This is a genomic window from Citricoccus zhacaiensis (assembly GCF_014645315.1).
GTDB classification, from domain to species: Bacteria; Actinomycetota; Actinomycetes; order Actinomycetales; family Micrococcaceae; genus Citricoccus; species Citricoccus zhacaiensis.
Map to the genome: position 1 here is coordinate 37107 of NZ_BMLQ01000008.1, position 13811 is coordinate 50917.

Sequence of the window (13811 nt, forward strand, 5' to 3'; positions counted from 1 at the left end):
CGCGAGCCTCGGTAGTATCGACTCCACTGCATTGACGTGAGGTGAAGCGGACGAAACCGCGTGTTCATCTCTCGCCATAGGGGCCGATGATGTCCCCTTCCACCGCAGCAGAACTCCTGCGCAACGGAAGGAATCTCATGACATTGCGCCGCGACGACCAGTACGTCCGTCCTCCTCAGGGCCAGCCCGCGGAGGCCGGACACCCGGTCCAGTCAGCCACGCCCGCCAGGCCCGCCACGCCGGCGGAGACCCACCGGCCATTGCCGGACGACTCGGCCCCGGAGGCCTTGGGCCGGGACCCGAAGAATCCCTTCAACCGGTTCTCCGCGATCCCCGCCGAACAGGGCCTGTACCGACCCGACGCGGAGACGGACAACTGCGGCCTGGCGGTCATCTCGACCCTGCGCGGCACGCCCGGGCACGACATCGTGCAGCACGCTCTCGTGGCGCTGCGCAACCTCGAGCACCGGGGCGGCGTCGGCGGGGACGACGGCACCGGAGACGGGGCCGGACTGCTGCTGCAGATCCCGGACGCCTTCTTCCGCGAGGTCGTCGACTTCGACCTGCCGGACGCCGGGAACTATGCCGCCGGCACGGCATTTCTGCCGCAGGACGCGGCCGAGCGCCGCGAGTGCGTGGACGGCATCCAGGAGCGTGCCGCTGAGGAAGGCCTCGTGGTTCTGGGCTGGCGCGACGTCCCGGTGGACACCGATGTGCTCGGTGCCTCCGCCCGAGCGGTCATGCCCCACTTCTCCCAGCTGTTCCTCGCCCTGGACCCCTCGGTGGGGGCCACGGCCGGCGACTCGCTGGACGCCCGCGTCTTCCGGGTCCGCAAGCGCACGCAGAACAAGTTCGGGGTCTACTTCCCCTCCCTGTCCACGCAGACGATCGTCTACAAGGGGATGCTGTCCACGGCCCAGCTCGAGCCGTTCTATCCCGATCTCTCGGACGAGCGCTTCGCCACCTCCCTGGCCGTGGTGCACTCCCGCTTCTCCACCAACACCTTCCCGTCCTGGCCGCTGGCCCAGCCGTTCCGGGCCATCGCCCACAACGGCGAGATCAACACGGTCAAGGGCAACCGGAACTGGATGCGCGCGCGCCAGTCGCAGCTGGCGTCCTCGGTACTTGGCGAGGAACCGGAGAAGCTGTACCCGATCTGCACCCCGGGCGCCTCGGACTCCGCGAACTTCGACGAGGTCGCCGAGCTGCTGATGCTCGCCGGCCGGCCCCTGAGCCACGTGGTCATGATGATGATCCCGGAGGCCTGGGAGAACCACGAGTCCATGGATCCGGACCGCCGGGCGTTCTACGAGTACCACTCCATGCTGATGGAGCCGTGGGACGGCCCCGCCGCCGTGGCCTTCACCGACGGCCGCCAGGTCGGCGCCGTGCTGGACCGCAACGGCCTGCGCCCGGCCCGCTACTGGGTCACCGATGACGGGCTCGTGGTGCTGGCCTCCGAGGTCGGCGTGCTGCCGCTCGAGCCCTCCCGGATCGTCCGCAAGGGGCGCGTGGCACCGGGCCGGATGTTCCTCGTGGACACCGCCGCGGGCCGCATCATCGAGGACAACGAGGTCAAGGCGGAGGTGGCCTCGGCCAACCCGTGGCGAGAGTGGGTCCGCGAGAACCTCATCGACCTGGCCGACCTGCCCGAGCGCGAGCACGTCAACTACTCGTCCACCTCCGTGGCGCACCGCCAGCGGACCTTCGGCTACACCACCGAGGAGCTGCGGCTGCTGATCGGCCCCATGGCGGAGAAGGGTGCGGAGCCCCTGGGTGCCATGGGCACGGACACCCCCATCGCGGTGCTCTCGAAGCGGCCGCGTCTGCTGTTCGACTACTTCACCCAGTCCTTCGCGCAGGTCACGAACCCGCCGCTGGACTCCATCCGCGAGGAACTCGTCACCTCCATGCGGACCTCGATCGGCCCGGACGGTAACCTGCTGTCCACCGAGCGGGTGCGGACGAACCACGTGAACCTCGAATTCCCGGTCATCGACAACGACCAGCTGGCCAAGATCGCCAACCTGCGGTCCGAGGGTGGTCAGCCGGGAGATCAGCCCGGAGGCAAGCCGGGCGGCAAGGTGGCCCTGAAGGTCCGTGGCCTGTACCGGGTCGACGGCGGCTCGGCCGGCCTGCGTGACCGGCTCACCGAGATCTGCGAGCAGGTCTCGGCGGCGGTGAACCGCGGCGTGCAGTACATCGTGCTCTCCGACCGCGACTCGAACGCGCAGTGGGCTCCGATCCCGTCCCTGCTGCTGCTCTCCGCCGTGCACCACCACCTGTTGTCTTCGGCCAACCGCACCCGCGCCTCACTGCTCGTCGAGGCCGGGGACGTCCGCGAGGTCCACCACGTGGCCGTGCTCATCGGCTACGGTGCCTCCGCGGTGAACCCATACCTGGCCATGGAGTCTGCGGAGGACCTGGTCCGGACCGGGGCCATCACCGGCGTGACCCGCGCCGAGGCCGTCGCGAACCTCATCAAGGCGCTCGGCAAGGGCGTACAGAAGATCATGTCCAAGATGGGCATCTCCACCGTGGCGTCCTACTGCGGGGCCCAGACGTTCGAGGCCATCGGCCTGTCCCGGCCCCTCGTGGACCGGTACTTCGCCGGCACGCACACTCCCATGGGCGGGGTGGGGCTGGGCGTCATCGCCGCCGAGAACGAGCAGCGCCACTGGGCGGCCTACCCGCCGGACGGCAACGACATCGATCCCTACCGGGAGCTGGAGTCCGGGGGCGAGTACCAGTGGCGCCGGGACGGGCCACCGCACCTGTTCAACCCGGAGACCGTGTTCCGGCTCCAGCACGCCACCAGGACCCGCCAGTACGGCATCTTCAAGGACTACACGCAGCGCGTGGACGAGCAGGCGAAGGACCTGATGACCCTGCGCGGGCTGCTGACCCTGAAGACCGGGGTACGCCAGCCGGTGCCGCTGGACGAGGTCGAGCCCGTCTCGGAGATCGTCAAGCGTTTCTCCACGGGGGCCATGAGCTACGGCTCCATCTCCCGGGAGGCCCACGAGACCCTCGCGATCGCCATGAACCGGCTGGGCGGCAAGTCCAACACCGGCGAGGGCGGCGAGGACCCGGAGCGCCTGCTGGATCCGGAACGCCGCTCGGCCATCAAGCAGATCGCCTCCGGCCGCTTCGGCGTGACCAGCCTCTACCTGGCCACCGCGGACGACCTGCAGATCAAGATGGCGCAGGGGGCCAAACCCGGCGAGGGCGGCCAGCTCATGGGCACCAAGGTGTACCCCTGGGTGGCGTCCACCCGGCACTCCACGCCCGGCGTCTCCCTGGTCTCGCCGCCGCCGCACCATGACATCTACTCGATCGAGGACCTCGCCGAGTTGATCTATGACCTGAAGCGGTCCAACCCGGCAGCCCGTGTACACGTCAAGCTCGTTTCCGAGTCCGGGGTGGGCACCGTGGCGGCAGGAGTGACCAAGGCCAAAGCCGACGTCGTGCTGATCTCCGGGCACGACGGCGGCACCGGCGCCTCCCCGCTGAACTCGCTCAAGCACGCGGGGGCCCCGTGGGAGCTGGGCCTCGCCGAGGCCCAGCAGACCCTGATGCTCAACGGCCTGCGGGACCGGGTGGTGGTCCAGGTGGACGGCCAGCTCAAGACCGGTCGGGACGTGGTCATCGCCGCGCTGCTCGGCGCCGAGGAGTTCGGCTTCGCCACCGCACCGCTGGTGGTCTCCGGCTGCATCATGATGCGCGTCTGCCACCTGGACACCTGCCCGGTGGGCGTGGCCACCCAGAACCCCGAGCTGCGGTCCCGGTTCACCGGCCAGCCCGAGTTCGTGGTCACCTTCTTCGAGTTCATCGCCCAAGAGGTCCGTGAGTACCTGGCCGAGCTCGGCTTCCGGTCCATCGACGAGGCCATCGGCCACATCGAGGTCCTGGACCGGGACGCGACCCGGAACCACTGGAAGACGGAGGACCTCGATCTCAGCGGCATCCTGGCCGGATACGATCCGGCCGATCCGGCCAAGGCCCGTCAGCTGTCCAACACCCACGGACAGAACCACGAGCTGGACCAGCACTTCGACAACGACCTCATCACCCTGGCCGAGCCCGCCATCGCGAACGGCGCCCCGGTCGAGGTCACCAAGCGGATCGTCAACACGGACCGGGCCGCCGGCACCATGCTCGGCTACCACGTCACCAAGGCCCGGTTGCTGGACGAGCTGCCGGCGGACACCATCACCGTGAACCTCACGGGTGAGGCCGGTCAGTCGCTGGGTGCCTTCCTTCCGGCCGGGATCACGCTCCGGCTGCAGGGCGACGCCAACGACTACGTGGCCAAGGGCCTGTCCGGCGGACGCATCGTCGTCCGCCCGGACGCCTCGGCTGGATTCGCGGCCGAGGACAACGTGGTGGCGGGCAATGTCATCGGATATGGTGCCACCTCCGGTGAGGTCTTCCTGCGCGGACGCGTGGGGGAGCGGTTCCTGGTCCGCAACTCCGGTGCCACCGCCGTGGTGGAGGGGATCGGTGACCACGGCTGCGAATACATGACCGGTGGGCAGGCCCTGATCCTCGGCCGGACCGGACGCAACTTCGGGGCCGGCATGTCCGGTGGCACCGCCTGGGTCCTGGACCTGGACGAGACCACGCTGAACCCCCTGGCGGTGGAGCAGCACGACCTGTTGCTGCTCGAGCCGCGGGCCGAGGACCGCGAGGCCATCATCGGCCTCCTGGAACGGCACCGTGCGGAGACCGGCTCGCCGGTAGCCGCCCACCTGCTCTCCGACCTGGAGGCAGATCCGGAGGCGGTGATGGCACGCTTCACCACCGTGCTGCCGGCCACCTACGACGCCGTGCTGAAGACGCGTGCGGCCGTCATCGACGAAGGACTAGACCCGGACGGCGACGCCGCCTGGGGTCGGATTGTGGAGGCTACCCGTGGCTGATCCCCGTGGATTCCTGAACACCCGTGAGCGGCAGGACCGGCCGTCCCGGCCGGTGCCCGTGCGCATCCTGGACTTCAAGGACGTCTATGTCCGCCAGGATGAGGCCGTCATCCGCACCCAGGCCGGGCGCTGCATGGACTGCGGCGTGCCGTTCTGTCACCAGGGCTGCCCCCTCGGGAACCTCATCCCCGAGTGGAACGATCTGGTCCGCCGGGGACGGTGGGAGGAAGCTGCCGCCCGGCTGCACGCCACCAACAACTTCCCCGAGGTCACCGGCCGCATCTGCCCGGCACCGTGCGAGTCGTCCTGCGTGCTGGGCATCAACCAGCCGGCCGTGACGATCAAGCAGACCGAGGTGTCCATCGCGGACGCGGCCTTCGACAACGACTGGCTCGACCCCGTCATCCCGCAGCGGCTCAACGGTCACACCGTGGCCGTCGTCGGCTCCGGCCCCACCGGGCTGGCCGCCGCCCAGCAGCTGACGCGGGCCGGCTTCACCGTGGCCGTCTACGAGCGGGACGGGAAGGTCGGCGGTCTGCTGCGGTACGGGATCCCGGACTTCAAGATGGAGAAGGACATCCTGGACCGGCGGATCGAGCAGATGGAGGCCGAGGGGACGCGATTCCGCACCAACGTGGCCATCGGCACGGACATCACGTGGGCCGAGCTGCGGTCTCGCTACGACGCCGTCATCATGGCCACCGGGGCACCCGTGCCGCGTGACCTGCCCGTGCCGGGCCGGCAGCTGGACGGTGTGCACTTCGCCATGGACTACCTGGTCCAGTCCAACCGCGCCGTGAACGGAGAACTGGACGAGGCGGAGGCGGCGGCGCAGATCCGGGCTGACGGCAAGCACGTGGTGGTCCTCGGCGGCGGTGACACCGGTGCCGACTGCATCGGCACGGCTCACCGCCACGGGGCCGCGTCCGTGACCACCTTGGCCATCGGCAAGGAATTGCCCGCGGAGCGTCCGGAGGACCAGCCGTGGCCGACCGTGCCGCGGGTCTACGAGGTGACCTCCGCGGACGCCGAGGGCGGTACGCGTGAGTACCTGGCCTCCACGGTCGAGTTCCTGGGCGAGGTGGGGGCCGACGGCGTGGAGCGGGTTCGGGCCGTGCGCGTGGCCGAGACCGAGTACCTGCCGGACGGCCGCCGCGTGCCCAAGCCCGGCACCGAACGGGAGATCCCCGCGGACCTGGTGCTGCTGGCACTGGGGTTCACCGGGGTGGAGGATGCCGGACTGACCTCCGGAGAGGGCCACGCCGGCGTCGTGCTCGAACGCGGACTGGTCAAGCGGGACCACCGCTACGAGACCGACACCCCGGGGGTCTTCGTGGCCGGCGATGCCGGGCGCGGTGCCTCGCTCGTGGTGTGGGCCATTGCCGAGGGACGGGCCTGCGCGAAGGCCGTGGACGAGTCGCTCGAGACCTGGACCCGGTTGCCGTCCCCGGTGGAGCCGACGGATCGTGCCATGTCGGTGTGATGTCGGTCCGAAGGTGGCCACATGGCTGTTCACCTCAACGTCAGTTCGGCTCGTTAGGCTGGGAGCATGAGACACGCGAAGATCGTCGCCACGTTCGGCCCGGCCAACGAGGGATACCAGAACACCAAGGACCTGATCGCCGCGGGGGTCGATGTCGCGCGCATGAACATGAGCCACGGCAGCTGGGACGTCCACGAGCAGACCTACGCGGACATCCGGAAGGCGGCCCGGGACCTGGACCGTCCCGTGGCGATCTTCGCGGACCTGCAGGGTCCCAAGATCCGGCTGGGACGGTTCGCCGACGGTCCGCACGAGCTGAGGGTGGGTGACCGGTTCACCATCACCACGCAGGAGGTCGAGGGCACCGCGGAACGCTGCGGCACCACCTTCAAGGGGCTGCCCGACGACGTCAAGGCCGGGGACGCCCTGCTGATCGACGACGGCAAGGTCGCCCTGCGTGCCGTGGAGGTGACCGGGACCGACGTCGTGACCGAGGTGGTGGTCCCGGGAACGGTGTCCAACAACAAGGGGATTAACCTGCCCGGTGTGGCGGTGAACGTCCCCGCCCTGTCCGAGAAGGACGAGGACGACCTGCGCTGGGCCCTGGACCTGGGCGTGGACATGATCGCCCTGTCCTTCGTCCGCTCGGCCGAGGACATCCAACGGGTGCACGAGATCATGGATGAGAAGGGCCGCCGGGTCCCGGTGATCGCCAAGATCGAGAAACCCCAGGCCGTGGAGGCGCTGCACGGGATCGTGGACGCGTTCGACGCCATCATGGTGGCTCGCGGTGACCTCGGCGTGGAGCTGCCGCTCGAGGACGTCCCGCTGGTGCAGAAGAGGGCGATCGAGCTGGCCCGCCGCTGGGCCAAGCCTGTCATCGTGGCCACCCAGGTGCTGGAGTCCATGATCGACAACCCACGGCCCACCCGGGCCGAGGCCTCCGACTGCGCCAATGCCGTGCTGGATGGGGCCGACGCCGTCATGCTCTCGGGGGAGACCTCGGTGGGCAGGTACCCGGTGGCCACCGTCGAGACGATGGCACGGATCATCGAGTCCACCGAGACCCACGGGCTGGACCGCATCCGCCCGCTGGGCTCCAGGCCGAAGACCCGCGGCGGGGCCATCACCCGCGCCGCCGTGGAGATCGCCGACCAGTTGGATGTGCGCTACCTGGCGGCCTTCACCCAGTCGGGCGACTCCGCCCGGAGGCTCTCTCGGCTGCGTCCCCAGCAGATGATCTACGCGTTCACGCACGTGGAGCACACGCACAACATCCTGTGCCTGTCCTGGGGCGTGCTGCCGAAAATGGTGCCCTTCGCGGACTCCACGGATGAGATGACGGCGCAGGTGGACCGTTCGCTGCTGAAGGAGGGCATCGCCGGGGTGAACGACCTGGTGGTCATCGCCGCCGGGTCCCCTCCCGGGAAGACGGGGTCCACCAACATCGTCAAGGTGCACCGCATCGGCGACCTGGACGACTCCGGGGGACTCGTGGAGGGCTACCCGCGGCCGAACGCCGAGCGGGTCGGGATGTGGCCGGCGCGTTCGCCCCTGTGACGGTGGCTGTGAACCTGCGTATGACCTGCGTGTGACCGAGCGTGCGCGTGAGGTCAGCCCATCTGGTCGATGACCGTCTGGGCGACCTCGCGCATGCTCAGCCGCCGGTCCATGGAGCTCTTCTGGATCCACCGGAAGGCCTCTGGCTCGGACAGGTTGAGGGTGGTCGTCAACAGGGACTTGGCGCGGTCGACGAGCTTGCGGGTGGCGAACTGCTCGGCGAGGTCGGAGACCTCCTCCTCGAGCGCCCGGAGCTCATCGAAGCGGGCCACCGCCAGCTCGATCGCGGGCACGAGGTCGTTCTCGTTGAACGGCTTGACCACGTAGGCCATGGCCCCGGCCTCGCGGGCCCGCTCCACCAGCTCCCGCTGGCTGAAGGCCGTCAGGAGCACCACGGGGGCGATCTTGGCCTGGGCGATGTGCTCGGCGGCGGTGATGCCGTCCATCACGGGCATCTTGACGTCCATCAGGACCACGTCCGGCTCCAGCTCGGTGGCCAGTTCCAGGGCCTTCTGGCCGTTGTCCGCCTCGCCGACCACGTCATAGCCCTGCCCGGTGAGGATCTCCACGATGTCCACCCGGATGAGCGTCTCGTCCTCGGCGACGACGACGCGCAGTCTCGCGGGTTCCGCCTCGGGGCGGTGGGTCGATTCGCTCTGCTCGGTCGGCATGAAGACTCCTTGCGCTCGGTCAACGAACAGCGTATCGGTTCGATGCCGGGCCACGACGCACAGCGTGTTCGTGACGTGTATCCTTGTAGGGTTGTCAGGCCGGTTCCGACCGGCACCAACCTTGCAGCAGTACGCAAGCCCGAATGGCGGAATTGGCAGACGCGCCGCACTCAAAATGCGGTATCGAAAGATGTGTGGGTTCAAGTCCCACTTCGGGCACCAGTCTCATCCCGTCCCCGTCCAGCCGCGCCTCAGCGCCGGCTCGGATCCAGGATCATGTTCGTGATCTTTGCCGTGGACAAGCGCTTCCCCTGCTCATCGGTCATGACGATCTCATGCGTGGTGAGTGTCCCGCCCAGGTGGATCGGCGTGCAGGTACCCGTGACCAGCCCCCCGGTGATTCCCCGGTGGTGTGTGGCGCTGATCTCGATCCCCACCACCGGTTTCTGGCCCTGTGTGTGCAACACGGCGCCGATCGACCCGAGGGTCTCCGCCAGGACCAGGTGTGCGCCACCGTGCAACAGCCCCGCGTTCTGCTCGTTGCCGGCCACCGGCATGGTGGCCACCATGCGCGCCACCGTCATCTCCTGGAAGATGATGCCCATCTTCGCCGCCAGTGGGCTGATGCCCAGCACGCCCAGCTGGTGGTGAAGCTCCTCCGGGATGCCGGAGTCGAACATCATCTGCCGGCGCTCCGCGGGGCTGAGCTCGGGGGTGACGCCCGGCACGAAGGCATAGGGTGTCGGGGCCGGTGAAGTGGAGGGTCCTGCGGCGGGGGCTGCTGTCTGGGCATCGTTCATGACCATTAGGCTGGCACCCGTGACTGATTCGAGCAATCCCGCACCTGATTCCGCCGTCCCCGCCGCGCCACCGGCCGCTGACCAGCGCCTGCTGGTCATCGATGGCCACTCCATGGCCTTCCGGGCCTTCTATGCGTTGCCGGTGGACAACTTCGCCACGGACACCGGTCAGCACACCAATGCCGTCTACGGTTTCACCACCATGCTGCTGACCATGATCCGCCAGCAGAAGCCCACGCACGTGGCGGTCGCGTTCGATCTGGACACCCCCACGTTCCGCTCTGAGGAGTACACGGAATACAAGGCGGGCCGCTCCAAGACGCCCGAGGAGTTCCACGGGCAGATCAACCTGATCATCAAGGTCATGGAGGCCATGAACATCCCCACCGTCTCGGTGGACGGGTTCGAGGCGGATGACATCGTGGCCACCTTCGCCGCGCAGGCCGAGGCCGCCGGCTGGGACACCCGCGTGGTCTCGGGGGACCGGGACGCCTTCCAGCTCATCACGGATCAGACGACGGTGCTCTACCCGAAGAAGGGCGTCTCGGACATCCCGCCCATGGACGCCGCCGCCATCATCGAGAAGTACGGCGTGGCACCGGAGCGCTACCCGGACCTGGCCGCCCTCGTCGGGGAGACGGCAGACAACCTGCCGGGCGTCCCGGGCGTCGGCCCCAAGACCGCCGCGAAGTGGATCAACCTCTACGGCACCGTCGAGGACGTGCTCGAGCACGCCGACGAGATCAAGGGCAAGGCCGGCCAGTCCCTCCGGGACCACGCGGACGACGTCCGGCGCAACCGCCGCCTGAACCACCTGTTGCGGGACATGGAGCTGCCCGTGGCCCTCGAGGCCACCGAGCTCACCCACCCGGACCACGAGCAGGTCGAGGAGCTCTTCGATGCGCTCCAGTTCAACACCGTGCGCCAGCGTCTCTTCGACACCCTGGCGGAGCGCCTCGGGGGCGAGCCGGAGGCCGCCCCGGTCGAGGCCACCCCGGAGTTCACGGTCCTCACCCCGGATGCGGCCGGCGCGGCCGCCCTGGAGTCCTTCCTCTCCGAGCACGCCGCCAACCTGATGGGTGTGCACGTGGTCCTCGACGGCCCGGCCATCCTGCCCAAGCGCAAGATCCCGGCCCCCGGTGACTACGGCGTCGCGATCGGCGCCGCCCTGGTGGCAGAGGTCCGCGGCGGTGCCGATACCGCGGGCACGCACACCGGGCAAGCCGAGAAGGCCGCCGTCTATGTCGACCTCCGGCTCCCGTCCGGGAACACCTCCGCTGAGGACACCACGCCCGACGCCGGCCCCGGCCCAGTGCTCGCGGCCTACCTCGCGGAGGCGGGCCACCCGAAGGCGATCTACGACCTCAAGGCCGTCGCGAAGGCGCTCTCCGCGGCCGGGCACCGGACCGCACTGGGGACGGACGTGGTGCTGGCCGGCGTCGTGGATGACGTCCTGCTCTCCGCCTACCTGATCCAGCCGGACCGCCGCGGTTACGGCCTGGACGCCCTGGTGCAGACCTATCTGCAGTCCACCTTGGAGATGGAGGACGATCCGACCCAGGCCGGAGACCAGCTGGAACTGGACCTGGACAGCGCGGCCGACGAGGGGGCCTCCTCGGAGGAGGCCGTCCTCCAGGCCCGAGCCGCCGCCTCAGTTCGGGCGGGTTGGATGGTGCGCCGGCTCTCCGAGGTCTTCTCGCCGGCCCTGATCGAGCGTGGCGCCCAGCAGCTGCTGCTGGACCTGGAGATCCCGCTGGCCGAGGTCATGGTGGACATGGAGCTGGCCGGCATCGCGGTGGACCGCCCCGTCCTGGACGGACTGTTCGCCGACTTCACCGAGCGCATGGAGGCGGCCCAGGAGTCGGCGTGGGCCTCGGTCTCCGAGGTGACCGGCGGGGAGAAGGTCAACCTCGGCTCCCCGAAGCAGCTGCAGACCCTGCTGTTCGAGAAGCTGGACATGCCGAAGACCCGCAAGACCAAGACGGGCTACTCCACGGACGTCGAGTCCCTCAACGACCTGCTGAACCAGACCCAGCACCCCTTCCTCGAGAACCTGATGCTCCACCGGGACGCCACGAAGCTGCGGCAGACGGTGGAGGGGCTGCGGGACACCGTGGCCGAGGACGGGCGCATCCACACCACCTACTCGCAGACGGCCGCCGCCACCGGGCGGCTGTCCAGCCTGCACCCGAACCTGCAGAACATCCCGGTGCGCACCGAGGCCGGCCGGAAGATCCGCGACGTGTTCGTGGTGGGGGAGGGCTACGGCACCCTGCTGACCGCGGACTACTCCCAGATCGAGATGCGGATCATGGCACATCTCTCCGAGGACGAGGCCCTGATCCAGGCCTTCCGCGACGGTGAAGACCTGCACCGGTTCGTCGGGGCGCAGGTGTTCGGCGTGGACCCAGCAGATGTCTCCGGTGAGATGCGGGCCAAGGTCAAGGCCATGAGCTATGGACTCGCCTACGGGCTGAGTTCCTTCGGGCTGTCCAAGCAGCTGCAGATCCCCGTGGACGAGGCACGGGGACTGATGAAGGGCTACTTCGACCGCTTCGGTGCCGTGCGTGACTACTTGAAGGACGTGGTGGCGCAGGCCCGCCGGGACGGGTTCACGGCCACGATCAAGGGCCGGCGCCGCTACCTTCCCGACCTCAACAGTGACAACCGCCAGCTGAGGGACATGGCCGAGCGGGCCGCCCTCAATGCCCCGATCCAGGGCTCCGCCGCGGACATCATCAAGCAGGCCATGCTGGATGTGCAGCTGGCCATCAACGAGCAGGGCCTGCGTTCCCGGATGCTGCTGCAGGTGCATGATGAGCTCATCCTCGAGGTCCCGGACGACGAGCTGGAAGCGGCCACCGCCCTGCTGGAGGACAAGATGGGCCAGGCGGCGCAGCTCTCGGTACCCCTGGACGTGAACGTGGGCGTGGGGCGAAGCTGGCATGATGCGGCCCACTGATCGGCCTGACGGGCACCGAGGCAGGTTCACAGGCGGGTTCACGGATGAACGCACCGCCGAGATCCTGCCCGGCCTGGACCTCCACCGTTTCCGGTCCTCCGGCCGACCCGCCGCGGAGGACCCCCGTGGTGCCCGCATGATCGCCGCGGTCGAGCGGAACTTCTACGAGGCGGTCCCCACCGGCGCCGCACTCGACCAGGTCCTGGACCTGTATGGACAGGACCAGCGCACCTACGTGGGCGTCTATGAGGCCGGGACGGAACCGGAGACCACGGAACCGGTCGGCACCTTCGCCTCCTTCAGCAAGCACCTCCAGACCGGGGCCGGCCGAGAGATCGAGGGCTTCCTCATCTCGGACGTGACCGTGCGCTCCACCCACCGCCGCCGGGGCATCCTCCGAGCCATGATGCGGGCCGAGCTGGACCGAGCCGCGGCTGCCGGGATCCCCGTGGCCGCGCTGAGCGCCTCGGAGGCCACGATCTACCGGCGGTTCGGGTTCGGGGTGGCCACCACCCGACGCACGGTGGAGGTGGACACCGGCGGTGAGGTCGCCCTCGCCGGGCCGGTTTCCGGATCCATGCGGATGATTCAGCCGAAGGATCTGCGGGACCTGGGGCCGGCCCTCTACGACCGTGCACACCGCCAGAGCCCCGGCGCCGTGGGCCGCACGGCCGCCTACTCGGTGATCGAGACGGACACGTGGATGTCCAAGAACGACGGCAAGGGCACCGGGGTGCTTGCGGCCGTGCATCACGACGACGGCGGCACGCCCCGCGGGTACGTCACCTACACGTTCAACGGCTGGGACCAGAAGGTGCCGTCCGTCAAGGTCGGAGTGCTCGTGGCGAGCACCGCGGCCAGCTTCCGGGCGATCTGGGACTACCTGGTCCACCTGGACCTCATCCGGAAGGTCGAGTGGGGCTTCGCCTCGGACGACCGATTGCTCGAGAACCTGCTGGTGGACCCGCGCCGGGTCACCACCACCGGGTACGCGGACCAGTTGTGGCTGCGCATCCTCGACGTTGCGGCGTGCCTGACGGGTCGGCCCTATCACCGGGACGGCGAACTGGTCCTGGAGGTCACGGACTCCCTCGGCTATGCCGCCGGGACCTGGCGGCTGACCGTGGAGGGCGGCACGGCCGGCGTCGTGCGGTTGGGGGACGCCGAGACGGAACTCGAGACGGTGACGGCGGACCTCTCCCTGGATATCGCCGAGCTCTCCAGCGTGTATCTCGGCGGGGTGTCCGCGGAGGTGCTGCGGCAGGCAGGGAGGATCACGGAGCACCGGCCGGGTGCCGCGGCGGAACTGACCGCCCTGCTGGCTCAGGACCGGCCGGTGTTCTGCATGACGGGTTTCTGACGGACTGCCTTTGACCCAGACTTGCCAATGTCGTTAGACTGAACGAGCACTTT

At 69.1% G+C, this 13811-nt stretch carries 7 protein-coding genes and 1 tRNA gene; 6 read left to right on the top strand and 2 right to left on the bottom strand.

Annotated elements, in window-relative coordinates:
• The first annotated feature begins 137 nt into the window (after positions 1–137).
• The 3 genes from gltB to pyk all read left to right on the top strand — a co-directional run bounded on the left by gltB (position 138) and on the right by pyk (position 7965).
• On the top strand, positions 138–4922 hold the full coding sequence (gene gltB, locus IEX49_RS13120; RefSeq protein WP_188806618.1) for a glutamate synthase large subunit: 4785 nt from the start codon (positions 138–140) through the stop codon (positions 4920–4922).
• Positions 4915–6405 carry a glutamate synthase subunit beta gene (locus tag IEX49_RS13125; RefSeq protein ID WP_188806619.1) on the top strand — a complete coding sequence of 497 codons (1491 nt, stop codon included), beginning with the start codon at positions 4915–4917 and terminating at the stop codon, positions 6403–6405. Before gltB ends, IEX49_RS13125 begins: the two co-directional genes overlap by 8 nt.
• Before the next feature lie 66 nt (positions 6406–6471).
• Entirely contained in the window at positions 6472–7965 is a 1494-nt protein-coding gene (gene pyk, locus IEX49_RS13130) for a pyruvate kinase (protein WP_188806620.1), read from the top strand.
• Between the two features lie 53 nt (positions 7966–8018).
• Here the strand turns inward: pyk and IEX49_RS13135 are convergent, their stop codons facing one another.
• Positions 8019–8636: an ANTAR domain-containing response regulator gene (locus IEX49_RS13135; RefSeq protein ID WP_188806621.1), complete on the bottom strand. Its 618-nt coding sequence runs from the start codon at positions 8634–8636 to the stop codon at positions 8019–8021.
• A gap of 137 nt (positions 8637–8773) precedes the next feature.
• Between IEX49_RS13135 and IEX49_RS13140 the strand changes: the two genes are divergently transcribed.
• A tRNA-Leu gene (locus IEX49_RS13140) sits at positions 8774–8858 on the top strand.
• A gap of 29 nt (positions 8859–8887) precedes the next feature.
• Here IEX49_RS13140 and IEX49_RS13145 read toward each other — a convergent pair.
• Positions 8888–9442, bottom strand: coding sequence for a hotdog fold thioesterase (locus tag IEX49_RS13145; protein ID WP_188806622.1), 555 nt, complete (start codon positions 9440–9442; stop codon positions 8888–8890).
• A 106-nt stretch (positions 9443–9548) separates the two neighbouring features.
• Here IEX49_RS13145 and polA point away from each other — a divergent pair, with 106 nt between their 5' ends.
• The gene (gene polA / locus IEX49_RS13150; RefSeq protein WP_229672691.1) at positions 9549–12398 is read left to right on the top strand and encodes a DNA polymerase I; all 2850 of its coding nucleotides are present in this window, start codon (positions 9549–9551) and stop codon (positions 12396–12398) included.
• Positions 12382–13758 (top strand): GNAT family N-acetyltransferase, encoded by a 1377-nt coding sequence (locus tag IEX49_RS13155; RefSeq protein WP_188806624.1) that lies wholly within the window; start codon positions 12382–12384, stop codon positions 13756–13758. Before polA ends, IEX49_RS13155 begins: the two co-directional genes overlap by 17 nt.
• Positions 13759–13811: the final 53 nt, after the last annotated feature.